Below are 23,906 nucleotides of genomic sequence, written 5' to 3' on the forward strand. Positions count from 1 at the left end.
AAATGGAGAAAGGAACTTCTTCTATACCATTATCACCCTTGGATGATTTATTGTTCTCTTCATTTTAGACGAGTTTCTTCCTTTTGTCTAAGATTGAATTATTCCATAAAAAAAACAGTCAAAATGACTGCTCTTTTTTCATGAATTCAGTGTAACTGAACAGGATCCTATTTCATTTCCACCCCAGTTTAGTGAAAGCTTGTCTTGATCTGAAAGTGGTCCTACGCCGCTTGGAGTACCGGTAAAAATAATATCTCCTTTCCCAAGTCCAAAATGCTCTCCTGTAAATTCTATAATGGTTTGCAAATCAAAAAGTAAGTCTTTAATATTTCCGACTTGTACACGCTCTCCATTTTTTAACAGGGAAAAATCTAATTGTTCACATGCTTCGACACCTGGAAACGGAATAAAATCACTAACAACAGCTGAATTTTTGAATCCTTTAGCCAAAAGCCAAGGGTGCTGTTTTTGTTTTAACTGTGATTGAACATCTCTAAGAGTTAAATCCAACCCAATGGCCAAGGCATCAACCATTTCATCTACTTTCATTCCTGATTCGTATTGCTTTGCGATATGTATGACAAGTTCAGTTTCAAAATGAACGGAACCCTGATTACTCGGCAAAGTAATTGATTGACCTTTTGCTTCCACAAGCGAATGAGTTGGTTTTGAAAATAAAAAAGGGGAAGTTGGTATTTCATTATTCAACTCTTTTGCATGCAAAGCATAGTTTCGACCTACACAATAAATATTTTTAATGTCTTTCATCATAAAGCTCACTCTTTTCTTTTTAGAAATAAAAATTAATGAATAGTAAAAGGTAAATATTAAGAAGTGATTGCAAATTTCCCTAGTCATGACAATCGTGGTTTAATAGTCCACCAGATTAATAATCACAAATTGTTACGTAAATTAAGAAAAATCCTCCGATTTAAGTATATTTTATATTTTTCTGACTTTTTATACAACCGTTATACCTGATATAAAGAAAATCCAGTGAGATAACATAATTCCATTTCGTACAATATGCAAAAATAATTATTACGGATTAGAAGAATAACTAGAATGAAATTTTTCATGTTCTTTGGTGATATAGTGCCTTCTCTTCTTTTTCCTTCATAAAGTGTTTAAACAACCTCAGAACCAGTTCTTTATTTACGTCACATTATTTACGTATATTATCACTATTACCCTTCATTTGTTTTGTCACTTTTTTGTCATCGAAAAAAAGCGCATTGAAGGGGGACCGCCAAACTTCGGTATTATGTACGCTAAGCAAATCCCAGCAAAAAAAGCCGTTTCCTGTATGTTAGGAAATGACTTTTTATTTCTCTTATTGGGTTATAGCTCTGTTGAAAAAAGTACCAACTGTAGTTTTGTAATAAAGATTGATCAAATGTTCCCCGTAAACCCCATATTAAGGGTAACACCATTGACGCGCTACCCCTATACTAAGTATAAGCTCAATAGTAAGCTATTGTGTACCCCGGCAACTTCACCAAAGAGGAAACGCTATCCAAAATGAGATTGAACTGATTTATATTTTTTTGAATGAGTTTTCCTACCTTAAAACTAACTGCATATTGTTGCTCTATGTTTATAGCGATATAGCGAATTATTTTTGTACTTGGATCATTGCTAGATAGACTGCATAATTCGTGCGAGTTCTTTTTCTAAAACAGCGGGCTCGTTTGCGTAATTGTAAATCCCTAAAAACTTCTCTATAGCCTTTGGATGGGAACTGATTAGCTTGTTGACAGCATCCTGTTGTTCAGAAATGCGTTCATTCTTCGAAATTTGGCATCCCATGTGAAACCGGACCATAAACTCATCTTCTATTGCCTTTTGATATTCTTCAGACATTTGATTCGATTGATCGGATTGTCCCTTATATTTTAATAGAATATTGGATAATATACGTGCTCCACATATAGCATCATGGATCCCCTGCGCCATGCCAGGATCTTTAAAACAAACCGCGTCACCAACCAACGCCCATCCTTTTCCCATTCCTTCATACCAGTAATTGTCATATCCGAGGATGCCTTTGACCGGTTCTACTAGTTCGGCATTTTTCAAGCGCGCCCCAATTGTTGTATTCGGAAAGTTATCTGTTAAGAGATTCCGTAGACAGCTTTCCGGATTTAATTTCAACCGTTCTATCAATTCCTTATTTTCTAATGGGAAAATGCCGGTAATAACATATAAGTCATCATTCGTCGGAAAGAGAATGGCTGTGTTTTCTTTTCTTTTGTATACTTCAAATTTAGGGACATTATCGTGGCGAAATCCAGAGAAATACCCGAAATAAATGCCGACTGTTGCCGGAATGCTTATTTTGAGTTCACTGTTTACCAGCTTGCGAATAATAGAGGATCGGCCGTCTGCCCCGACTACAAGGCGAGCTAAAAATTCTTGTTTCTCGTTGTTGGCGTCTAAACCTTTCACGCCTATTACTGTTTCGTCATCACGGATGACATCCGTCACACGAAAACCTTCTAAAACGGTTACATTCATTTGAGCTTTGGCCTGTTCAAGTAGGATATGATCGAGATAAGTTCTCCTAATACAATAACAACTGGCCTCTCCGTAAACCACAGGGATGAGACCTTCTATCACGGTATCCTCAAATTGAAATTTAATATCCCGTACCGGTGGTGCTTTTGTTTCCAGCAACTTGTCCAGGACACCTATTTCTCGAAGAAGAGCGACAGTATTATTGAAAAAGGTATGGGTTGATAATGTGTCCCTTGGAAAAGTCGATCGGTCCACTAACAACACATGGAAACCTGCCTTAGCAAGATAAATTGCCAGTGCAGAGCCGGCACATCCAGCACCGGTAATGATGACGTCATACATCTTATTCATCGTATCACTCCATTTTCAAGTACCATTATTGACTTGCTTATCCATTAGCAGAGTTTGATAAAAATATACTACATACATAAAAGTATGGAAGTTATAACAAAAAAAGTACAGAGAATTCCAAAGCCGATCTCCTCTATGTTAAGGAATCGATTTTTTACTTCTTCTTATAGAACTCCCTCAGTTAATTAAGTATTTCTTACGAATGCCCTCGTTTATTCGCAGGATTTCATCCCACTGGGTAGAGTAATGACAAGGGCACCCCCTCCATATGAATAGCCGCACATAATAAAAAACCATAATCCTATATTTGAGATGTCCTTGTTTGGTAAGAATAAATCCATTTATTTTGACAAAAAAAGAGCCAACAAGTTGTTGGCTCTTGGATTTAAAAAGTAGAAGCTAAATCTTTTGATCGTGCTATAGCATTTTCTTTAATTTCTTGTGCTTTATCAGGCATTGCTGCATGTCCTTCAACGAATATGCCTTCAAAGGAAGGCACTCCGAAGAATTGCATAATGATATTTAGATACCGGTGACCCATTTCCATTTCAGCTGCTGGTCCTTCTGAATAAATACCACCACGAGCTTGAATATGCAAAGCTTTCTTATCAGTTAAAAGACCAACTGGGCCTTGTTCGGTGTATTTAAATGATTTACCTGCAACAGCTACGGAATCTATATATGCTTTCATTACTGGCGGGAATGAAAAATTCCATAAAGGTGTTACAAATATATATTTATCGGCAGCTATAAATTGCTCACATAACTCTGAGAGTCGACTAACTTTTGCTTTCTCTTCCGCCGAAAGTTCTTCAAAGTCCTTTCCAGATTGAAGTTTCCCCCAACCACTGAAAACATCTACATCAATTTCAGGAATATTTTCTTTATAAAGGTCAATATTCACAATTTCATGGCTAGGATTTACTTCTTTATAAGTGTCAATAAATGCTTTTCCAACGGCCATACTGTAAGATTGTTTATCATCATGAGGATGAGCTGTGATGTACAATACCTTAGTCATTCTGTATCTTTCCTTTCTTTTTACATATTTGAACATTCTAGTTTGTCTTGGAAATTCATCATTTATTCAATTACTCGAACTAAAATATATTTAATTGTTATGTATAAAATTATCCGTTACCCGCCCATAAAACGGCAGATTTAAGGAAGGTATAAATCTTCTTTCAAGTTGTAAGAAAGAGTGTGAATTTTGGATATGATATAACAAGACAATCCGGTTATTTTTAGGAGGCTTAAGGAAATGACGAATTCAATAAAATTTGACCTGCACACTCACCATGAACGATGTGGACATGCTATCGGCACAATTGAGGATTATGTAAAGCAAGCCATTGAATACGGCTTGCAATATATTGGGATTTCTGATCATTCTCCATATTTTTATAGTGAGGACGACCATCTCTACCCAACTATTGCAATGGCAAAAAGTGAACTTGTCCCTTATATTGAGGAAGTACTTCGCTTAAAAGAGGAATATGAAGGTAAAATCCACGTGTTATTAGGAATGGAAAGTGATTTCTTCCCTGATCACATTGAAGTCTACCGTGATCAATATCTTTTACATCCTTTTGACTACATAATTGGATCTGTTCATTATGTTCAAGACATTAGCATTTTTAAAAAAGGGCGTTGGAATGGTTTAACTTCTAAAGAACAGGCAAGATTAAAGAATGAATACTATGAATTAATACAGAAATCTGCAAAAAGCGGAGTGTTTCAAATCTTAGGCCATATTGATGCAATGAAAGGGTTTTATCCTGCCTTTTCATCAATTGAAACAGACAGTATTGAAAAAACGTTAAAAATCATTAGTCAAGAAGATATCGCCATTGAGATTAATACCTCTGGTAAAACAAAAGAGTGTGGTGGGTGGTATCCAGCAGATGACATTTTAGAACGAGCTCTTTTCTATAATGTGAAGGTAACATTTGGATCAGATTCGCATACACCTGAACGTATTGGCGATGAATTTGAACAAGTTAAAAAAAGACTAAAGGAGATCGGCTTTTCTGAGTGGGCTTACTTTGTTAAAAAGCAAAGGATTCTCACTCCACTTTGATCTTCTTAGACAAAAGGAATAGATCTTGTCCAATCGCTAAGTATCCATTAACAATGTGTATCGTAGGGATGGTTTTTCAACCCTTTTGCTACTAAGAAGGGCGATGCACAAAAAAAATTCATGTACAGATTTCGATAATGATCCTGCTTGGAATCTCATTACACCCCTCATCTGATCAAAGAATCGGTACCAATCTTTTTATTGAACATAAAATAATCATTATGCATCCTGTAATAAAAATTTTAGCACGATTGCTTACAAGTTCTTACCCGTTCATTTCAACGAATCACAGTCATCATCATATTTTTTAGCATAAAATCAAAATATTTAGGGAATTAATAACTTACCATTCGTTAATCTTATAAAAAGGAGTTGATTTGGGTATGATTGATAACCCATTGCATAAAAAGAATGACGAAAACTCTGCAGAGTCAGTTGAAGGTAAGGCTGTTTTAAACTCTTCAATAGGGCAATCCGAAGCTCCTCCAATAACTCCGTCAAAAGATCCTGAATTCGATCTTTTTGGCACAGTATTAAATGGGTATCTTTAATTTATACTTCCTAATTCAATATACCTTCAGAACATTGTGAATTATAAAAACCTATAAAATAAAGAAGAGCACATATTGGTCAGGTACAATATAAGCTCTTTTTTTATTAAATTAAAGCGCCCTTTTCTGGATTTAGGCTAGTGTACCTAAATAATAATAATTCATTTGCCTCTTCAGGTTAGTCTATCTCACCTGGTTCTTCACCTGAAATTAACACTTCTCCAATTTTATCAATTGAGTCAACTATCGGCACTTTTTTAAACTGCCTGCCCCATTAGTAACATAAGAAAAAAGGTTGCATCAGCAAACTCCCTTTGAAGTAAGCCCTCTCTTTCATGAAATAGCTGAAGCTGGTCTGTTTTAGTTCCCCGGGTTCGCCTCGTTTCCTGGCTGCTGTACTTGAACCTTGTCCCCTATTTCAATGGACAACAAATCCTCTCCTACTAAAACAGTTCCTTCATATGTTTTTTTTGTTCTATCGATAGCTTTTTCTTCTGTTAATCCACCTAACAATACAATATGTGAGTACACAGCAAGTTTTGGTTGGATTTGGCTAAAGACTTTACCTGCTTCCTCAGGTGTAGTGTGAAGATCAAGTATATTGGCGATTGATTCTGATTCATTATCAGGTTTTGCCGCTGCAACCTCATGAATGACTACGTCAGCACCTTTGGCAAATTTTATAAGATTTTCATTATAGCGGGTGTCGCCTGAGATAACTACTGAATGTCCTTTGTAATTAACCCGATAACCGAAAGCCGGCTCTATTGATTTATGGTCAACCTTGAAGGCTATTACTTCAATTCCCTTTTTGTTATAGACAATACCCTCCTTGATATCATTTGCGACAATACTTGCTCCTTCAACGTTCCCATTTCCAGAGTCATCCCTTGCATCCAAATCGGCTTTAAATGCTTTATTCATATGTACCATCATTTTCTCGGTTCCCTTAGGTCCCCAAATCTTAAATGCTTGCTCTCTTTTTCCTCCTGTTGGTAAGGAACCTGTAAGCCATACGTCCGGTATGCCGATTGTATGATCCGAATGCAAATGCGTAAGGAATAACTTATCAACACTTCCTGGTAACATATTCGCTTTATATAATTGTAAAGCGGTTCCGCGTCCAGCATCAAAGAGGAGTTTTTCATTACCAACTTCTACAAGAGTAGCTGGACCGGAGCGGGATGTACTTAAAAGTGGAGAACCTGTACCTAATAGGGTTACTTTAAAATCGGTTTGCTGGACCGCTGTTTGGCCAAATGAAGGAAGAAATAATGATAATAATAGAATTATGGTCACTACCAACAAAAAACCAAACGAAGTATTTCTTATTCTTTTCTTCATAACAAAAACCTCCTGTCAGATTATTTGACTGTACACAAGGAAAACCCAGTTGTTTCGAATATAAAACCTCGTTTCAAAAAAACAAATGTGCAAAATAAATATTACAATATTTATAATATTCAGTCAACGATAACTGAAATAATATCGTGTATGTTGTTTCAACCTTCCATTAAGACAACCGGACTCAATTTGGGAAAGAAGCAGAAATAATCTTAGTGAATATTGGATGAATCGTTCATACTAAATAAAAAATAACTGTTCAAGAAGGAGATTATATGCCAAAAGAAAAAAATAATCCAGCTCAGCCAAAAAGTCAGGTTAGTCGATTAAACGACGTGATGGAAGTGGATACAGATGTCAATGAAGATCCTAATCGGGAAAAATTATTGGACGAATCCGTTGATGCTTTTCTAAAATCGAAAGAAGGACAGGGATATTAGGGGCAAAATTGTGGTCGCTATTGACTTGTTTTAAGACGTTTTTATATTTTTTTCACGTTAAATAGGCCCCTCATGAAGCTATTGAGCGGCCCGTTTTGTTTCTTTATCAACGAACGTTTTTCTTCTTGGGATACCGCCACATCGCCATCAAGGTACGCGCGCAAGAGATAATATACAAGGATGTTCTCTTTAATTTGCTTTGGTAACGCTAAAAATAACGCATGACAAAAAAACCATCCATGTTGAAATTGATTCATAAGCTCTTCCGTTCTAACTGAATAAAGAGAGTACCTTTCTTCACAGTCCCATTCCAAAAAAACTCTGGTTCATCATTCTTACGATATATACGAGAATTCAACTTCAAACGTGAGATTTAGTAAGTACCTTCATCATTCATTTTCTGTAAGCGTGTAAGTAGAAATACCCTAAATTCCTTATGTATAAGCCTTTCGGTTGAATGGTTAGTAGACCCGTGGAACCGAAGGTGGTTTTATCATTTTCTCTCGCTTTTCCTACTAAACGTGGAGGAACTCCCCACCCCTCAGGGCTCATGAGGACACCTGTAGATGCTTCGAGGCGGCTACACAATTGTGTGAGTGGTGTTACTCGCGACTGTTGACTAAACCATACACATAAAGCAATTAATTCTTGTGCTTGATATTTAGTTGTACGTTGAACAAAACCAACTTCTTTAGCTAATTGTTGTAGAGAAGATGGAGATAAGTAGTTTTGAAACTCTTGAGAAAAGAGATTCATTTCGTCTGAAACAGAAAAACTCATAGAAAACGCCATCATTCCTGTATATTTCTACAAATGAATAGCGTTTTTTTATGATGATACAAATTCACCTTAGCTTGATGGCGATGGAGTCCCGCCAACATTTTAACGAAAATATACGCAAAGCCTTCGGATGTTACCAGACCCGGCCGTCTCTCCTCTATAAAGTCTGTTTTTATGAAGTAAATCTTTTTGTTCGTGATAACAAAAAGGAAATATTTGTTTTTGTGTGAATAAGTCGAAAATATATAAAGGTGAACTAAACATTGTATATTTTCGACTTGTTGCTAAAGTACCAGTGTTTCATTCACATCTGTACTTGAACTGAGGCTCTGTCTGTATATAAAAGGCATTTCTTACTTGTGCACTCCAATTTGCAAAGGCTGATCTCCATTCAGGAGTGTTAAAGAATTGATCTACAGTTTGAGTTTCAGAATGCCAAACTATAAATAGGTTGAGTGGTGCAATTCCTCCTGCCCAAATTCCATTATTTGCGTCAGTATCTTCTTCCCTTACTAATAATAAGGGTAGACCAAATTGAAAAGCCATTGAAGGTTCTACTTGTGAATAAACTGATCCTTCCCAGAACGGAGTGGATGGTGGAAGGGGTCCCTCATTGACGCCAACTGTCTTAATTTGAAAACGACGGAGGTTTACAGCCAACATTCCATAGCTTGATGAAACTAACCGACGAATATCGGTTAAAATGGCTTCGGGATAACTTTCGCTTAAAGGTAAAGTACGTGGAAAAAGCAAAGCATTCTCAATCTCAAAAATTAGACGGTTTAGAAACTGTCGTTGGTTATCATTTAAATGAGTTGTCGTACTTAAAAATATGGGAATACGATAAGCACGGTCAATACACTCTTGGTGTGCCGATCCTATTTTTGCTTCATCTTTGCGTAAAGAGCTATGCTCATTATTACTCACTTTCTCTTCATCCTTGCGTGAAGAGCTATTCTTACTTTTACTCACTTTCTCACCTCCTTTTTTTATTAGTATATGGAAAAGGAATAAGTGAGCTTGGACATAACAGAATTTCATATTAGAAAGGCTTTATAAAACAAAAATTAGTAATTTTGTCTAAATATGAATAATTTTATAAAAAATTTATTTAATTTATCTGAAGCAGGAAATAGGTAATCTTTCATTAAGCTATCCACAATAAGCTTTTGGATGAATTCAATGTTGAGGAAAAAATATAACCCACAACAAGATTGTGGGAAAATGCTCTTGGGGTATTATGGTATCATACCTTGATGGGCATGGGCTACCGCCAGCAAACACTGGATTATAATGATTTAATGCACAAAACTCCCCATTAGTTGAAAATGACGATACAATGTTAGTGGAATAATTATATTAGAAAAAAAGGAGGTCGTTTCCATGAATATTTTAATTTTGGGTGCAACTGGACGAGTTGGGAGTCAATTAGTTATTTATGGTCTGCAAGACAATCATCATGTTACCGTTTTAGTTCGCACTCCAGAGAAGATTGCTATAAATAATGCCAATTTAACAATCATTCCAGGTAATGTTTTAAATAAAGATGATATCGTACGCGCCATGCATGGAATTGATGTAGTTATTAGTGCACTTAATACTGATGGGACAACGACTTTATCAGCAAGTATGCCACTAATTATCGAAGCTATGGAAAACGAAGGTATACAACGAATTATTACCATTGGAACGGCAGGTATCCTCCAAAGTAGAACAATCCCAAATTCTTTGCGTTATCAGACAAGTGAATCAAAGCAGAAGTCTACCCGTGCAGCGAAAGAACATCATGAAGTTTTCGATTTGCTTAAACAATCAACACTTCAATGGACAATTGTCTGTCCTACGTATTTGCCGGATGGAAAAAGAGTTGGTATATATCGTATAGAAGGCGACTTTTTGCCGAAGGATGGGGTTGAAATATCCGTTCCGGATACAGCAGAATTTGCATTTAGCCAAATAAAAAGTAACGATTTTTTAAAAGCACGTGTAGGCATCGCCTACTAAAAATTCCAATATGCATTAATCCCCTTCGAAGTTGAATCGTATAGAAAGCCGGTTCAATTTTCTTCGTCAATGAACACAGTCAGGTGAACCATTGCCAGGAATATTTTCCGGTTTCTTTAGGGCGAAGATTTTACCTGTACCTTGTTCATGACCATCTATTCCATTGTGCTATATTTCTCCTCCAAAAATAGCCACATTTTGCCTGTCAGGAGTAAATGCTTTCCCGTCCCATTTCAATACGGTCTGTACAAATCCCAGTGAGTCGGCATTGTACCTCCCTGCGATCCTCTGATACGCTTCGAGCTCATATATGCCATCCCGATTGAAATCAACCGGATATAAACCAGATAAAGGATTGACCCATCCTTCAATCGGCGCCTTCAATACACCATTCTTGTTATAAATTTCAGATAAATATTCCTTATCCTTATAAGTAAGGTCAAGAATGTACCCTTCTTTTAGGTAATGACTGTTCACCTTTACTTTGTATTGGTTTTCATAATGAACATCGTATTTATAGGTTTCATTGAATGCGTCTGAATTAAAAATGGTCATGAGTTGACCATTAAGATATGAAAAAACATACGCATAAATGGAACCCCCGCTTCCTCCTGTATCAATGACCACTAAAATGTCATCCCCTTTGTTACCTGTAAAATCACCCAGAAAAAGGGTCGGATTATATCCTGCGTTATTTTTCATGGGAACTTGTTCATATTGATTAGTCCTTCCATTTTGGATAACCAAAGTTACATTCCTCCAAAATGGGCTATCAGGGGTTTTATTTGCGGTAAGAAAAACATTGTCCTTTGTCCCGTCCCCATCAATATCTCCCTGTTTTGAGGTCACTATGACTGTTCTGATGGAGTTCATTTGTCTTGAAAGAACGGTTTGGAGGTTCAATTGCATGTCTAGCAGTTCCTGCTTTGAAGGATAAGGATTTGGAAACGACAAGGCGTTATCAATCGTTTGCATCGCTTCACTTGTTAAACCGGCCCTACTTTGAGTCTCAGCCAAACAGTACCAATAATAGGGGTCATTCGTTTCTTGTATTTTTGTGTAATAGTAATGGATCACTTTTCTGATGTCATACGTATCCAACTTCATCCCACCTGTCTCTCTTTATTATCCATATGAATTATATGCGGGAATTTAGTGAATAATCTTGAGTACATATCTATTGCTGGAAACAACAATATTGTCCTTTTCAAATATAGGCCCTTTATCAATGATTACTGTGGTCTAATACCTTTTTTGAACTTTTTCGCTTGCATATATTTATTTAATTTGCTATTATAACTGACGAACGTTCGTTAAATTATGAGGTGATATTATTGAAAAGTAATGAAATTAAGGAAGCCGCTCTAAAATTTTTCACGATTCATGGTTATGAAGGAGCGTCCCTTTCTCAAATAGCTGAAGAAGTGGGCATGAAAAAGCAATCCATTTACGCCCATTTTAAAGGCAAGGATGATCTTTTTCTGCAAGTTTTACGTGATGCTAAGGAGACGGAGCTATCTTCGAAACTCCAATATTTCAGTAAAGTCGATTCAGAAAATCCTGAAAAAGATTTATATGGATTCCTGCAATTGGTCATCGATCTTTTCCAAAAAAATGAGCATATAAAGTTTTGGCTGCGTATGTCCTTTTTTCCGCCAGCGCATCTTGAAAAAGAAATCGGGCAGGAAGTCATAGATATCGAGGAAAAGGTGCAGGCAATCCTGGAATGTAAATTCCAGGATTGGATCAATGCCAAATTAATCGTCGAAGATGCAGCCATAACGCCAACCTATGCTTTCTTGGGAGTAGTGGATTCCATTTTGCTGGAGCTTGTATACGGCAATGATGAGAAACGGCTGAAGGATAAATTGGCAGCCTCTTGGAAAGTGTTTTGGAGAGGTATTTCACAAGAATGATTCACAAAGAAAGTGGTGTTAACACATGAATAAACCAATTAAAGATCAAAAGGCGGTATTAATTATTCTTCTAAGCAATATATTCATTGCTTTTCTGGGAATTGGACTCATCATCCCCGTTATGCCGTCATTTATGAATATCATGCATTTATCAGGAAGTACGATGGGCTATCTGGTTGCCGTATTTGCGGTATCACAGCTTGTTATGTCACCTTTCGCAGGTCGTTGGGTTGACCGGTACGGCAGAAAGAAAATCATCATCATCGGCTTATTCCTTTTTGGTGTTTCAGAACTTATCTTCGGTGTAGGGACAAACGTATCGGTGTTTTATTTATCAAGAATCCTAGGGGGAATAAGTGCCGCCTTTATCATGCCGGGTGTTACTGCATATGTTGCGGATATTACATCCGTCCAGGAAAGACCAAAAGCAATGGGCTATATTTCAGCTGCCATTAGCTTGGGTTTTATAATAGGTCCCGGTATCGGTGGCTTTATTGCAGAATATGGTATACGATTGCCCTTCTTCCTTGCGGCGGCCATTGCTTTTTTAGCATGCCTTTCATCAATATTCATTTTAAAAGAGCCGCTTACAAAGGAACAGCTTGCAAAAGTTTCTGCCAGTACAAAACAAACAAACTTTATAGGCGATTTAGAAAGATCACTTAATCCGCTTTACTTTATTGCGTTCATCATCGTATTTGTACTCGCTTTTGGCTTATCAGCCTATGAAACTGTGTTTAGCCTATTTTCTGATCATAAATTCGGTTTCACGCCGAAGGATATTGCAATTATCATTACAATAAGCTCTATTTTCGGAGTTGTTGTGCAAGTATTTATGTTTGGAAAACTGGTGGATATTCTCGGCGAAAAGAAGCTTATCCAATTATGTTTAATCGTCGGTGCCATTTTTGCGGTAGCGTCCACTATGATTTCTAGCTTTTTGGCAGTTCTAGTGGTAACTTGCTTCATCTTCCTTGCATTTGACCTGCTTCGTCCGGCATTGACGACATTTTTATCAAAAGCTGCCGGGAAAGAACAAGGATTCGTTGCCGGAATGAACTCCACCTATACGAGCTTAGGGAATATCGCCGGGCCATCTATAGGAGGATTGCTTTTTGACGTAAACATCCACTACCCTTATCTTTTTGCTGCTGTCATTATCGTCATTGGACTGGGCATTACAGTCATTTGGAAAGAAAACCGATTGACAGAAAGCTTAGCGAAATAATGAAAGTCCCGGATTGTTATTTGTATCTTTCGTTTTAGAGTTGGAAAACTCCCAAACTTGAAAAATGATATTCTACTAAAAACCCCCTTGTCCATATTGGGCAAGGGGGTTAACTTTTCCAGATAAATTAGATTTGCTTTTATTAATCTTTTAAGAACGGGATTCTTACTACTATTTTTTTTAGCTCATGACAACCGCTCCAAATTGATTTTGAATTTATATCGATCTGCACGGTAGACAGATCTGACAACCCCAAGGGGTCGATTGGTATCTAGGATAATTCTTCGTTCTATCAGCAATATAGGGGAACCTTCGGCTATCTCGAGCATTTCCGCCTCTTTTTTTTGAGCAATGGCGGCTTCAATTACCTGTCTGCCATGCTCGATTTGTAAGCCAAAGTTTTTTTCAACATAGTCATGAATGGAACTCACGGCTATTTCTTCTGTTAGATCCGGGGCAAGATCTTTAGGGATGTATAGCCTTTCATATGCCATCGGCAACTGATCAGCAAGCCTCACACGTTCCAGTTCGAAAATAGAAGTTCCTTCTTCAACCTCAAGCTTTGCAGCAAGTTCATGATCAGCATTGACCTCTGTAAAACTGATGAATTCTGTACTTGGTTTAAGTCCTCTTGAAATCATATCCTCTGAAAAGTTTGTTAATCCTTGCAAGGGTTGCTCCATTTTTTGTTGGGCAACGAATGTTCCTTTTCCGCGCTGCCTGTATAAATAACCGCCATTTACGAGGTTAGAAATGGCCTGTCTCACCGTCATCCTGCTTATTCCATATTTTTCAGTGTATTCTTTTTCTGAAGGAATCATCTCTCCTGGCACCAATTCAAGATTTTGAATCGCTCCTTTAATCTCCTCTTCAAGTTGATGATAAATGGGACTGGGAGAATTCTTTTGGATCATTCAGCGTACATCTTCCTTTCATCGTGATGAAATTTTACAAGGCATCCTGTTCGGAAACATCTCAAGCTAAAATTCCGTTCGTTGACCCTATCCATGCTAATAAACACGATAAGGATAAGACTCACATTTAAGTATCCAAATTCCTTTTTGTGAATTTCAATACCGATTCCCTTGAACGTTCAATTTCATTTTTATTTTCATCATAGAATTTTGAAACGTACGCATAGAAAATAATGCTGACCGTTAGAAATTGTGCAAAAAGCGAACTTGTTGCAGCACTTCGGAATTTAGCCTCCGGTGCACGTACATGATTTAGGGACATATCAACTTTTTTAGTTAGGCCATTGTTCCCCAATCGCGATAAGCCAATTGTCTTTATGCCATATGCTTTAGCAATATCAACGAGTTCCAGGACTTCTTCAGTTTCACCACTATTGGAAATACAGAAAAAAACGGTATTCTTTGATGATGCAGCCAGTGCAGTTGCCGTGATATGCGGGTCTTGATTGGCACTTACAATTTTTCCTAACCGTAACCATTTCTGAGTAATATCTTCAGCAACGAGCCATGATGCCCCTAAACCATAGACATAAATTACATCTGCACTCCTCATGGTTTCAATGATATTGTCAAGAACGGCCTCATCCAAATAATGTGCCGTTTCTTGGATAGCTTGGACAGAGTTGGACACTATTTTATTTTTAATGGACGCTATTGTTTCGTTAGGCTCAATGTCATGGAAACCTTTTTTCTCAGGTTGGGAAATCAGGGATGATAGGGATACCTTCAGTTCTGAAAAGCTGTTAACTTTTATAGAATGACAGAATCTCGTTACAGCCGAACTGCTTGCCTTGGCATGATCAGCTAATTCATGTATCGTCATTCTTATAATGTCGTTTGGATTTTCTAAAATATATTGGGCAATTTTCCGTTCTGATTTAGGCAACTGGCTCAATAAGCTTTCAATTCTCAATATAATATTTTCGACGTGCATATGATTTACTCTCCTTGATCTAAACTTACTTTAAATGCTTCAATGCTATGTAATAACAACCCAAGGTAGCTGATACGTCTTCCAAAACAAATTTCACATTTGGGTTTTCAAGTTTAATATGATTGATGAAAGAGCTTTGCACCAATGATATATTTGTCAAGATGCTACCTTTTATTGCAATTGTAACATTCTCACTTAACTTTAACTTCTTGATAACCTCAAGCGTTTGTTTTGAAAGGTGGTACCCAGCCTGATTCAGAATATTTTGCGAGAAACCATCGCCCTTAACCGCATGGTGGACAATCAGGGGAACAAACGCGGCAATCTCGGATTTCGTGGCAGAATAAATGAATTTCTTCAGTTCCATAACACTGTTGTAGCCAAGTTTATGAAGTATTGACTTGGATAGCTGGCTATAGATATACCCCTCATCCTCTTCTTTCGTCATTTTTATAAAAGCCTGCATGGCGATCCAATAGCCACTTCCTTCATCCCCAAGGATGTGTCCCCAGCCACCAGCCGATTTCTCGATTCCTTTATGGATGCCGATACTTACAGATCCAGTTCCGGATATGGTCAAAATGCCATCATTTCCTTTAAGCAAAGCAGCATGAGCGATAATTGCATCATTTACAATCGTGAACGGGGCCTTAAATGCCCTGTTTAATGCACTTTTTATGCCCTTCGGATTTTCAACTCCTCCATACCCAGCTAACCCTAAGCAAATGTAATGGCAGCTTCCATTGTTAATGGGCATTACGCATTCTTCAATTGCCTGTATAATGTTAGCGATGGCTTTTTTTTCATTAATAAGCAGGTTTCCAAACCCCGCTATGCCTTCACTAATTTTATTACCATCTAAATCATAAGCCACTGCTTCAGTTTTAGTGCCACCGCCGTCAACACCGATAATATAATTCATATCATTCTCCTATTCAGTAAAAAAAGGGAAGGAATATTACCTTTCCTTCCCAGAAGATTCTCAATTAACATTGAATTGGAATTTACCCCATGGTTCCAAATAATCGAGGAGAAAAATTTCCTCTTCCGCTATTCGGCCAACTACATTTGTTTTCCCCGAATTCTTCATTTCCTTCAATGCAATCTGCAATTCCCCTTTATATTGTCCATAGAGCTCATTTTCAATTAAAATATCACCTCGTCTAATGTCAGGCGTATATGTTGGTTTAAATTCTTCGCCCTTATATTTCACGCGTGATTGAGTCGAGCGAATAAGATAATCGGAAACATCTCCACGGTAAAAATGGAATTCTTCCAATACTATTTTTTTCTCTAAAGCTGATATGGTTTCGTGAAGGTTAACATTAAATGTTAACAGACCGCTATTTAACAGGCTAAGCTGCTTCAATTCATCTTCGGATGCGTAAGCATTTGCAATAATTACATCATCAATCAACCCTGTCGCATACAAGTGTTTTGCTTGTGTTGTAATGGGCAATTCCCGGTGCATTTCTAATGTACATAAACCTTCCATTATAGGCCAAGGTCCGTACGTTGCTGCATGTGAGCTTATAAAAGCTGCCGTCCGGATATTATGCTTTTTGAATGACTCACAGCATTTTATAAAATGAGGATAGCTCAATCCTGCATAGCGATGAGGATAGAAGTTATGCGATCCGACTAAATTCTCTATATTTGGTTTGTAATCGATAATATTTTCTAAATATTTTGTTGCATTGCTCATATTTATTTCAATTTTGAGACCATATGGATTATGTGTCATAATCGACTCTTCGTTACCTGTAAAGCCCATGTCCAGCCTGATCCCATACGCACCTAATTCTGCAAAAAACGATAAGTCATTATAAGAAATGCCTAGCGAACCGAATACTCGGGGAGCAATATCGACCATCACTTCCATATTTAATTGATTGGCATAACGAATTGTTTCTTTAAATTCTTTTAAAATCTTCTCTTTGTCACCTTCGACAGATAGCAGGCAAGTAAAGATCTTTTTGAATCCATATTTGTGTGCAAGTGCAATGTATTCCATGTCTTTTTCAACGGTTGAATGCTCTGGATAGATAGAAATACCGAGTTTACCCATTATTTAATCACCTCTTTATTGTTGTGGAGCTAGCTTTTTTACAATGCGAATCATATGTTCAATTAGCTTTTGTTCACTCATTGCCGTCATCAAGTGATCCTGAGCATGAATCATTAATAGAGTTTTCTCACTTGGAACTCCATTTAATTCTGCTTGAATCAGTTTGGTTTGTGTTTTATGGGCCAAGTTCAATTCTTCCTGACCTTGTTTAATTAGATCCTCTGCCTTTTCAAAATTGAATTCTTCCGCTTCTTTCAGTGCGTCGAATGCTAAACTTCTCGCATTTCCACTATGTGATATTATTTCAAAAATCTCCATTTCGTTATTGTTCAGTTCAGTTGACATATCATTACACTCCTATTTTATGTTAGATTTTGAAGGTTCATTGGATTCCTGTAATTCATATTTACTGTTTAAAACACCATTCACTTGATGTTCGGTACAGCATTTTCACTGAAGAATCGTGGTAAGTATTCTTGATGCGCTTTTAAAAGTTTTTGTAAAACCATTTCCGCCAGGTCATCACTTGGAATAAGCGGGTTAATCGTTAAAGCTAATAACGCTTTATCATAAGAACCTGTAACGGCTGCCTCAGCACCAATTCTTTCAAATGATTTGATTTGTTGAATTAAGCCAAGCACTTGTATGGGTAATTTACCCATACACAAAGGAATTGGTCCATTTTTGGTGACGATACAGCTTACTTCGACTGCTGAATCATAATCAATATCTGTAAGCGATCCTTTGTTTTGTACATTTAGCACTTGAATGTCTTTTTTATCATTATAAATGGAAGAAATGACGTTACACGCTGCATCGCTATAGTAAGCTCCACCGCGTTGCTCTAATTGTGGAGGCTTGATGTCAAGGGTTTCATCCTTGTATAGGTCAAACAAACCTTCTTCTAATTTTTTCACAACTTCTGCTCGAGTTTCCCCAGATTTGAATGCTTCCAACTCTTCTTCTAAAATCGTTTTTGTTTTGTAATAATAACGATGGTACGGGCAAGGCACCACTCCTAAAGAATTCAAAAATCTTCGGTTCCAAGCCAATGGAGCAATATTCTTCATCGTCAGTTGAATTTCAGGATTGCCAAGCATATCAAGCACTTTATCTGTGACTTCTTGATCATCAACGAACACATGCATCCCGAATACCATATGGTTTAACCCGGCGAAATCTATGTGCACTCTCTTCATATCAACACCAAGCATGTTAGAAATAGACATATGCATATTAAATGGAACATTGCATACCCCAATGACTTTTTTATGCTTGCTGTAGCGGAGAAGGGCTTCCGTTACCATCCCAGCTGGGTTTGTGAAATTAATTAACCATGCATCAGGGCAGAGCTCCTGCATTTCTTCTGCAATTTCCAGAAGAATGGGGATAGTTCGCAATGCTTTGAACAATCCTCCTGCACCATTTGTTTCTTGACCAATTAAGCCTAATTCCAATGGGATCCGCTCATCCTTGATTCGTGCATCAAGTAAACCCACTCTCATTTGCGTTGTGACAAAATCAGCATTTTGCAAGGCTTGACGGCGGTCTAACGTTAGATGTATCTCCATTGGAAGTCCTGCTTTTTTAACCATACGTTTTGCTAATGTTCCTACAATCTCCAGTTTTTCTTTTCCTGCCTCAATATCCACTAACCACAGTTCTCTAATAGGCAACTCATCATATCGTTTAATAAAACCTTCTATCAATTCTGGTGTATAACTGGAGCCTCCACCAATTGTGGCAATCTTCAACCCGTTTTTCATTTCCATTCCCCTAACACCTCATTGTAAGCTAACCTGAATTTTTCATTTATTTATAGATGATTGCATAACAAACCAGTGCGCTTACCGCTAATAAAGACAAGAATAATAGTGATGCTTGTTTCTTGTTTTTAAACTTACCTTCAACAAAACAAACAACCATCGTCAATCCTGCGCTTATGGCGAAGGTATTTCCCAAGTATAGTGATAATTGTTTATTTATCTCAAAGGCATCCATGAATCTGTTAAAGATAAAATTAAAAACAAGAATGAAGCTAAAAAATAGAAAGGCACTTTTGTAACTAAAAAAGTGAATTCTGGAAGTAGAATTCATGTCCTTTCCCCCCCTCTCAATTCATAAAAGGAGCTTGGAGCATTTAGTCCCAAACTCCCTTTTAGGTATTCCTTATAAAGCGATATTTTTATTATCCGTTGTTTCCACCATGTTTTCCTGCGCTAAAAGCTTTTTATCGTACATCTTAAAGAATGGCAGATAAATAATAACGGAAATAGTTAAATTCACCATCACTAGAACAATGGCTCTCCAATCGCCGCCTGTTGAAAGGTAGGCACCTATTGGAGCGGGCAATGTCCAGGGAACCATTACATATGTCGGGTTCACCAGTCCGATGGACGTTGCTATATATGCAAGTGTTGCACCAATTAGCGGTGTAATGATAAATGGAATAATCAGTACCGGGTTTAGTACAATTGGCATCCCAAAGATGACAGGTTCATTGATGTTAAAAATGCTTGGCACAATTGTTGCTTTCCCCATTGCTTTACTATAGGTGGACTTTGCCGTTAAGAGCATGGCTATTACTAAACCCAATGTTGCACCAGACCCACCAATCCAAATAAACCATTGGAAGAATGTTTCAGGAGCGATGTGGGGAATTGCCTTTCCAGCTGCAACCGCTGCAGAGTTATTCCCCAAGTATACTTCCCATACCGGACGAGCTACGGCACCTACGACTGATACGCCATGAATACCAAATGACCAAAAGAATGTAATCAAAAATACTGGAATTAATACACCTGGCAATGTATCGCCTGCACTGATGAGTGGTGCAACCGCTTTATCGACAAGTGAATGTAAATCAACAGCAAAAACGACTGTAATTAAAGTCATAACAAGCAGTACAATTGAAACTGGTATTAATGCTTCAAATGAACGGGCCACTGAAGTTGGAACAGAATCAGGCATTTTAATTGTGATATTCTTTGTCTTACAAAGACGTAAAATTTCGACAGCAAAAATGGATACAATCATTCCTACAAAAAGACCATGGCCTCCGAGATTTGTCATTGGCAAAACAAACCCCACATCATCCATCATCTTTACACCAATTGTGAACAAGAAGGCTGCTAATGATAGTAAACCTCCAGATAGCGGATCAAGTTTATAGCTTTGAGATAAACTGTAGCCTATACCAAAAGTAATATATAGCGTCATGATAAACATCGTTAATCGATATGGTATTAAAATTTCAGCGATATGTTTTGCAGACCATTCACCTAATGCAGTATCTGCTGCAACGGGCGGAAATGCAATGATCAAGAATAAACTGCCAAAGATGATGAAAGGTAACGCAGAAACCACACCATCCCGAATCGCGCGTAAATGTTTTTGCTCAGACAATTTAGCCATAGGTGTTGAAAGATTATTTTCTAAAAAAGCTACAAACTTGTCCATTCGTGTTTTCCCCTTTTACGTTTAGTGAAAAGAAATAGTAATTAGTTTATTATTTTGCTAGTTCCGTTACCAGTTTTAATAGTTTAGGTCCGCCAAGAGGGCTGTAAGCTTGGGCTGGAATGGCTTCACATGGGACACCCGCTTCATCCGCCGATGCCTTAAAGCCATCGAAGCGATGTTTGACTTGCGGAGCTACCATTGCAACATCCCAGCCATTTCGTACTTCTGCATCAAATTCTTGAGTGCCGACTGCCAATACTTCTATGGTTACACCTTGTTTTTCCCCTTCCTTTTTTAAAGCGCTTACAACGATTGCACTAGACATTCCACCTGAGCATACGAATAATACTTTCATTCTTTGTTCCTCCAATTTTTTTAATTTTTTTATAAAAAGCCTTAAATCGTTTTTCTTATGAATCCTTGTGCTTTCACTAAACGATTTGAGGCTTCTTCATATGAAACATTCGTTAAAATCATGACAATTGCAATTTTAGGCTGTGCATTTGCCTTTTCTAAAAATTCATCTGCAATTTCATAGCTACAGTCAGTAGCATCCATGATAATACGTTTTGCGCGTTCGACCAGCTTTTCATTAGTTAACTGTAAATCTACCATTAAATTACCATAAACTTTGCCGACTCCAACCATTGAGGCGGTCGAAAGCATGTTGCATACTAACTTTTGCGATGTTCCAGCTTTTAAACGTGTAGAACCCGTCAGGACTTCAGGCCCGTTTACCACTTCAATCGCAACTTTTGCAATCTTACCTATCTCAGAACCTTTGTTACAGCTTATCGACACAGTTCCTGCACCAACTTGATTGGCATATTCCAATCCAGCAATAACATATGGAGTGCGTCCACTAGCTGCAATGCCCACTACAACGTCCCTGTTTGTTAATTCGATTTTCTTCAAATCTTCAGGACCTAATTCAAAACTGTCTTCAGCACCTTCAACTGCCTTAATGAAAGCCTTTTCCCCACCGGCTATAAGACCCACTACTTCACTAGGATCGGTATTGAATGTCGGGGGACATTCTACTGCATCCAATAAGCCGATGCGCCCGCTTGTTCCTGCACCCATGTAAATTAATCTGCCATTTTTTTTCATGGCTTCGACGATCATCTCCACGGCTTTAGAAATTTGCGGAAGTTCTTTTTTTACACAATGGGCAACTTTAATGTCTTCTTCGTTCATTACCTCTAAAAATTCAAGTGTTCCCATTTCATCCAAACTCATGGTCTTTTCATTACGACGCTCTGTCGTTAAATGCTCTAGCATACATATCATCCTTTTTTATATCAGTGGTGAAAGTGGTGAAACTTTTTTAGCTATAGAGAATATATCATTATTAAAAATTAATTTCAATATTGTGTATACATTTTTAAAAATTAATTTTAAAATAAACGGTAGATAGCTAAATGGTTGTTATCTTTCTATTAAAAATTAGAAATGATTGACTAGCCATTATATGAACCAAACCTCCGATTCTTTTTATTGTTTAAATCTTATCTCACTATTCATATGTGACAAATTCATATATTCATTATTTGTTAACGCTTACAAATAATTAAATATAAATATTATTATGAAATGAGGTTGTACTATTGATGAATGAAAGAATTACAAAAACAAGATTTGGTTCACTGGCGCTAGCCGCTTTGGTGGGAGGATCACTTCTCCTTCCATCCGATTTGATTGCACATGCAGAAACGGGGACTATCCCTCAGCAAACTACTTATGTAAAACAGGAACTGCGCGCAACTTGGATTGCAACTGTATTAAATATTGACTGGCCGTCCAAACCAGGTTTATCCATATCAGCACAGAAAGAAGAATTCATAAAATATTTGGATGAACAAAAAGCAATGGGGATGAATGCTGTCGTTATGCAAATTAAACCAACTGCAGATGCTTTTTACCCTTCTGAATACGGTCTTTGGTCAAAATATTTAACAGGAGTCCAAGGAAAAGACCCTGGGTATGACCCTCTTGCATTCATGGTAGAGGCAGCACATGATCGTAATATGGAATTTCATGCGTGGTTTAATCCATATCGCATTACCATGCCTTTAGGTAAGACAGCTGAATTATCGGATATTGATAATCTTCCAGAATCTCATCCTGCTAGAAAGCACCCTGATTGGGTCAGACCATATGGACAACAGTTGTACTTTGACCCAGGCATTCCTGGCGTACAACGATTTGTGATCGATGGAATAATGGAAGTTGTTAAGAATTATGATATTGATGCAGTCCATATGGACGATTATTTCTATCCTTACAAGATTGCAGGAGTACCTTTCCCAGATGAAATTTCCTATCAAAAATATGGAGCAGATAGATTTACAAATGTGGAAGATTGGCGAAGGGATAATGTAAATAACCTTGTTAAGAATATAAATGAAGAAATCAAGGCAGAAAAATCATATGTGAAGTTTGGTATAAGTCCATTTGGAGTTTGGCGCAACAAAGCAGTTGATCCCACAGGATCTGACACTGCCGCTGGACAAACGAATTACGATGATTTATATGCGGATACCAGAACGTGGATCAATAATGGATACATTGATTATATTGCCCCTCAATTATATTGGAATATAGGATTGCCAGTAGCTGACTATGCAAAACTTCTTGATTGGTGGACAAAAGAAGTCGAAGGTAAAAATGTTCAACTCTATATTGGACAAGGAGACTATAAAATTAATACAGAGTCCAATGGTGTCCAAAACTGGTTTAATCCTGAAGAAATGCCAAACCAGTTAAAACTGAATCGAACATATAAGGAATTTGATGGAAGCATGCATTTCAGTGCCAAAGATTTACGGAAAAACCCGCTTGGGATAGCGGATCGCTTAAGCGAGGATATTTATAAGCATCCCGCATTGGTTCCTGCCATGCCTTGGATTGATGATCATGCCCCAAAGGCTCCAAAGGTGAGCAAGGCAACACAAGCAGGAGATGGAATACAATTTGAAATTCACGATCACAAGCAATCAGATGCATCCTATTATGCCATTTATCGTTTTGATGGGAAGAAAAAAGGAAACATAGAAGACTCAACGAACTTACTTGCCACAGTGCATAAAGAAAATAAACGTCAAATGTTTATTGACGGCACTGTAGAAAATGGAAAGACTTACACATATGTTGTGACTGCCTTAGACCGGACCCACAATGAAAGTAAACAAACTAAACAGATTAATATAAAAGTAAAATAATCTTCAAGAAATAGCTTTACGGTTCAAGAGGCGCATGTC

General features: G+C 37.5%; 23 protein-coding genes and 1 pseudogene. 7 read left to right on the plus strand and 17 right to left on the minus strand.

Going from position 1 to position 23,906, the window contains the following annotated elements:
- Positions 1-138: 138 nt before the first annotated feature.
- From ACFX4I_RS18315 to ACFX4I_RS18325, 3 genes are all read right to left on the minus strand, one after another.
- Positions 139-768 (minus strand): fumarylacetoacetate hydrolase family protein, encoded by a 630-nt coding sequence (locus ACFX4I_RS18315; RefSeq protein WP_230300695.1) that lies wholly within the window; start codon positions 766-768, stop codon positions 139-141.
- 870 nt (positions 769-1,638) lie between these two features.
- The gene (locus tag ACFX4I_RS18320) at positions 1,639-2,868 is read right to left on the minus strand and encodes an NAD(P)/FAD-dependent oxidoreductase (protein WP_377422179.1); all 1,230 of its coding nucleotides are present in this window, start codon (positions 2,866-2,868) and stop codon (positions 1,639-1,641) included.
- A gap of 385 nt (positions 2,869-3,253) precedes the next feature.
- Positions 3,254-3,889: an FMN-dependent NADH-azoreductase gene (locus ACFX4I_RS18325; RefSeq protein WP_230300679.1), complete on the minus strand. Its 636-nt coding sequence runs from the start codon at positions 3,887-3,889 to the stop codon at positions 3,254-3,256.
- A gap of 240 nt (positions 3,890-4,129) precedes the next feature.
- Here ACFX4I_RS18325 and ACFX4I_RS18330 point away from each other — a divergent pair, with 240 nt between their 5' ends.
- Both ACFX4I_RS18330 and ACFX4I_RS18335 read left to right on the plus strand, forming a co-directional pair.
- On the plus strand, positions 4,130-4,948 hold the full coding sequence (locus ACFX4I_RS18330; RefSeq protein ID WP_377422181.1) for a histidinol-phosphatase: 819 nt from the start codon (positions 4,130-4,132) through the stop codon (positions 4,946-4,948).
- 383 nt (positions 4,949-5,331) lie between these two features.
- Positions 5,332-5,499, plus strand: coding sequence for a hypothetical protein (locus tag ACFX4I_RS18335; RefSeq protein ID WP_230300677.1), 168 nt, complete (start codon positions 5,332-5,334; stop codon positions 5,497-5,499).
- Between the two features lie 360 nt (positions 5,500-5,859).
- Here the strand turns inward: ACFX4I_RS18335 and ACFX4I_RS18340 are convergent, their stop codons facing one another.
- Positions 5,860-6,843 carry an MBL fold metallo-hydrolase gene (locus ACFX4I_RS18340; protein ID WP_377422183.1) on the minus strand — a complete coding sequence of 328 codons (984 nt, stop codon included), beginning with the start codon at positions 6,841-6,843 and terminating at the stop codon, positions 5,860-5,862.
- Positions 6,844-7,118: 275 nt separating this feature from the next.
- Between ACFX4I_RS18340 and ACFX4I_RS18345 the strand changes: the two genes are divergently transcribed.
- Entirely contained in the window at positions 7,119-7,283 is a 165-nt protein-coding gene (locus ACFX4I_RS18345) for a hypothetical protein (RefSeq protein WP_153246145.1), read from the plus strand.
- 268 nt (positions 7,284-7,551) lie between these two features.
- Here the strand turns inward: ACFX4I_RS18345 and ACFX4I_RS26410 are convergent.
- Together ACFX4I_RS26410 and ACFX4I_RS18360 are read right to left on the minus strand one after the other, a co-directional pair.
- Positions 7,552-8,063, minus strand: a pseudogene (locus ACFX4I_RS26410) (transposase); the annotation flags it as partial.
- Between the two features lie 300 nt (positions 8,064-8,363).
- The gene (locus ACFX4I_RS18360; protein ID WP_309519106.1) at positions 8,364-8,990 is read right to left on the minus strand and encodes a hypothetical protein; all 627 of its coding nucleotides are present in this window, start codon (positions 8,988-8,990) and stop codon (positions 8,364-8,366) included.
- Positions 8,991-9,446: 456 nt separating this feature from the next.
- On the opposite strand from ACFX4I_RS18360, the gene ACFX4I_RS18365 reads away from it, so the two are divergent.
- Positions 9,447-10,067 carry an NAD(P)-dependent oxidoreductase gene (locus ACFX4I_RS18365; RefSeq protein WP_377422185.1) on the plus strand — a complete coding sequence of 207 codons (621 nt, stop codon included), beginning with the start codon at positions 9,447-9,449 and terminating at the stop codon, positions 10,065-10,067.
- Between the two features lie 168 nt (positions 10,068-10,235).
- Here ACFX4I_RS18365 and ACFX4I_RS18370 read toward each other — a convergent pair whose 3' ends face one another.
- Positions 10,236-10,976, minus strand: a complete 741-nt coding sequence (locus ACFX4I_RS18370; RefSeq protein WP_377422231.1) for a VCBS repeat-containing protein — start codon at positions 10,974-10,976, stop codon at positions 10,236-10,238.
- 425 nt (positions 10,977-11,401) lie between these two features.
- Between ACFX4I_RS18370 and ACFX4I_RS18375 the strand changes: the two genes are divergently transcribed.
- The gene (locus tag ACFX4I_RS18375) at positions 11,402-11,983 is read left to right on the plus strand and encodes a TetR/AcrR family transcriptional regulator (protein ID WP_230300673.1); all 582 of its coding nucleotides are present in this window, start codon (positions 11,402-11,404) and stop codon (positions 11,981-11,983) included.
- 25 nt (positions 11,984-12,008) lie between these two features.
- The gene (locus ACFX4I_RS18380) at positions 12,009-13,211 is read left to right on the plus strand and encodes an MFS transporter (RefSeq protein WP_230300672.1); all 1,203 of its coding nucleotides are present in this window, start codon (positions 12,009-12,011) and stop codon (positions 13,209-13,211) included.
- A gap of 185 nt (positions 13,212-13,396) precedes the next feature.
- Here the strand turns inward: ACFX4I_RS18380 and ACFX4I_RS18385 are convergent, their stop codons facing one another.
- The 10 genes from ACFX4I_RS18385 to murQ form a co-directional block, all read right to left on the minus strand.
- Positions 13,397-14,125, minus strand: coding sequence for a GntR family transcriptional regulator (locus tag ACFX4I_RS18385; RefSeq protein WP_377422187.1), 729 nt, complete (start codon positions 14,123-14,125; stop codon positions 13,397-13,399).
- A gap of 127 nt (positions 14,126-14,252) precedes the next feature.
- The gene (locus ACFX4I_RS18390) at positions 14,253-15,119 is read right to left on the minus strand and encodes a MurR/RpiR family transcriptional regulator (RefSeq protein WP_230300670.1); all 867 of its coding nucleotides are present in this window, start codon (positions 15,117-15,119) and stop codon (positions 14,253-14,255) included.
- A 25-nt stretch (positions 15,120-15,144) separates the two neighbouring features.
- Positions 15,145-16,041: an N-acetylglucosamine kinase gene (locus ACFX4I_RS18395; protein ID WP_283931864.1), complete on the minus strand. Its 897-nt coding sequence runs from the start codon at positions 16,039-16,041 to the stop codon at positions 15,145-15,147.
- A gap of 60 nt (positions 16,042-16,101) precedes the next feature.
- On the minus strand, positions 16,102-17,187 hold the full coding sequence (locus ACFX4I_RS18400; RefSeq protein WP_309518808.1) for a DUF871 domain-containing protein: 1,086 nt from the start codon (positions 17,185-17,187) through the stop codon (positions 16,102-16,104).
- A gap of 15 nt (positions 17,188-17,202) precedes the next feature.
- Positions 17,203-17,532: a PTS lactose/cellobiose transporter subunit IIA gene (locus tag ACFX4I_RS18405; RefSeq protein WP_377422190.1), complete on the minus strand. Its 330-nt coding sequence runs from the start codon at positions 17,530-17,532 to the stop codon at positions 17,203-17,205.
- A gap of 80 nt (positions 17,533-17,612) precedes the next feature.
- A complete protein-coding gene (locus ACFX4I_RS18410; protein WP_377422192.1) occupies positions 17,613-18,959 on the minus strand; it encodes a 6-phospho-beta-glucosidase in 1,347 nt (448 codons plus the stop codon).
- A 40-nt stretch (positions 18,960-18,999) separates the two neighbouring features.
- Entirely contained in the window at positions 19,000-19,284 is a 285-nt protein-coding gene (locus ACFX4I_RS18415; RefSeq protein ID WP_098370660.1) for a hypothetical protein, read from the minus strand.
- 72 nt (positions 19,285-19,356) lie between these two features.
- The gene (locus tag ACFX4I_RS18420; protein WP_098370661.1) at positions 19,357-20,646 is read right to left on the minus strand and encodes a PTS sugar transporter subunit IIC; all 1,290 of its coding nucleotides are present in this window, start codon (positions 20,644-20,646) and stop codon (positions 19,357-19,359) included.
- A 49-nt stretch (positions 20,647-20,695) separates the two neighbouring features.
- The gene (locus tag ACFX4I_RS18425; protein WP_061463755.1) at positions 20,696-21,001 is read right to left on the minus strand and encodes a PTS sugar transporter subunit IIB; all 306 of its coding nucleotides are present in this window, start codon (positions 20,999-21,001) and stop codon (positions 20,696-20,698) included.
- A 41-nt stretch (positions 21,002-21,042) separates the two neighbouring features.
- On the minus strand, positions 21,043-21,927 hold the full coding sequence (murQ, locus tag ACFX4I_RS18430) for an N-acetylmuramic acid 6-phosphate etherase (protein WP_377422194.1): 885 nt from the start codon (positions 21,925-21,927) through the stop codon (positions 21,043-21,045).
- A 329-nt stretch (positions 21,928-22,256) separates the two neighbouring features.
- On the opposite strand from murQ, the gene ACFX4I_RS18435 reads away from it, so the two are divergent.
- Complete coding sequence (locus tag ACFX4I_RS18435; protein WP_377422196.1) at positions 22,257-23,867, plus strand: glycoside hydrolase family 10-like protein; 1,611 nt, start codon at positions 22,257-22,259, stop codon at positions 23,865-23,867.
- Positions 23,868-23,906: the final 39 nt, after the last annotated feature.

This window comes from Peribacillus sp. YIM B13472, assembly GCF_042788005.1.
GTDB lineage: Bacteria > Bacillota > Bacilli > Bacillales > DSM-1321 > Peribacillus > Peribacillus simplex_E.

Bases quoted from the DNA above. Each gene is read 5' to 3' on its own strand.
- ACFX4I_RS18315 (WP_230300695.1), bottom strand. From the start codon at position 768: ATGAAAGACATTAAAAATATTTATTGTGTAGGTCGAAACTATGCTTTG.
- ACFX4I_RS18320 (WP_377422179.1), bottom strand. From the start codon at position 2,868: ATGAATAAGATGTATGACGTCATCATTACCGGTGCTGGATGTGCCGGC.
- ACFX4I_RS18325 (WP_230300679.1), bottom strand. From the start codon at position 3,889: ATGACTAAGGTATTGTACATCACAGCTCATCCTCATGATGATAAACAA.
- ACFX4I_RS18330 (WP_377422181.1), top strand. From the start codon at position 4,130: ATGACGAATTCAATAAAATTTGACCTGCACACTCACCATGAACGATGT.
- ACFX4I_RS18335 (WP_230300677.1), top strand. From the start codon at position 5,332: ATGATTGATAACCCATTGCATAAAAAGAATGACGAAAACTCTGCAGAG.
- ACFX4I_RS18340 (WP_377422183.1), bottom strand. From the start codon at position 6,843: ATGAAGAAAAGAATAAGAAATACTTCGTTTGGTTTTTTGTTGGTAGTG.
- ACFX4I_RS18345 (WP_153246145.1), top strand. From the start codon at position 7,119: ATGCCAAAAGAAAAAAATAATCCAGCTCAGCCAAAAAGTCAGGTTAGT.
- ACFX4I_RS18365 (WP_377422185.1), top strand. From the start codon at position 9,447: ATGAATATTTTAATTTTGGGTGCAACTGGACGAGTTGGGAGTCAATTA.
- ACFX4I_RS18370 (WP_377422231.1), bottom strand. From the start codon at position 10,976: ATGCAATTGAACCTCCAAACCGTTCTTTCAAGACAAATGAACTCCATC.
- ACFX4I_RS18380 (WP_230300672.1), top strand. From the start codon at position 12,009: ATGAATAAACCAATTAAAGATCAAAAGGCGGTATTAATTATTCTTCTA.
- ACFX4I_RS18385 (WP_377422187.1), bottom strand. From the start codon at position 14,125: ATGATCCAAAAGAATTCTCCCAGTCCCATTTATCATCAACTTGAAGAG.
- ACFX4I_RS18390 (WP_230300670.1), bottom strand. From the start codon at position 15,119: ATGCACGTCGAAAATATTATATTGAGAATTGAAAGCTTATTGAGCCAG.
- ACFX4I_RS18395 (WP_283931864.1), bottom strand. From the start codon at position 16,041: ATGAATTATATTATCGGTGTTGACGGCGGTGGCACTAAAACTGAAGCA.
- ACFX4I_RS18400 (WP_309518808.1), bottom strand. From the start codon at position 17,187: ATGGGTAAACTCGGTATTTCTATCTATCCAGAGCATTCAACCGTTGAA.
- ACFX4I_RS18405 (WP_377422190.1), bottom strand. From the start codon at position 17,532: ATGTCAACTGAACTGAACAATAACGAAATGGAGATTTTTGAAATAATA.
- ACFX4I_RS18410 (WP_377422192.1), bottom strand. From the start codon at position 18,959: ATGGAAATGAAAAACGGGTTGAAGATTGCCACAATTGGTGGAGGCTCC.
- ACFX4I_RS18415 (WP_098370660.1), bottom strand. From the start codon at position 19,284: ATGAATTCTACTTCCAGAATTCACTTTTTTAGTTACAAAAGTGCCTTT.
- ACFX4I_RS18420 (WP_098370661.1), bottom strand. From the start codon at position 20,646: ATGGACAAGTTTGTAGCTTTTTTAGAAAATAATCTTTCAACACCTATG.
- ACFX4I_RS18425 (WP_061463755.1), bottom strand. From the start codon at position 21,001: ATGAAAGTATTATTCGTATGCTCAGGTGGAATGTCTAGTGCAATCGTT.
- murQ (WP_377422194.1), bottom strand. From the start codon at position 21,927: ATGCTAGAGCATTTAACGACAGAGCGTCGTAATGAAAAGACCATGAGT.
- ACFX4I_RS18435 (WP_377422196.1), top strand. From the start codon at position 22,257: ATGAATGAAAGAATTACAAAAACAAGATTTGGTTCACTGGCGCTAGCC.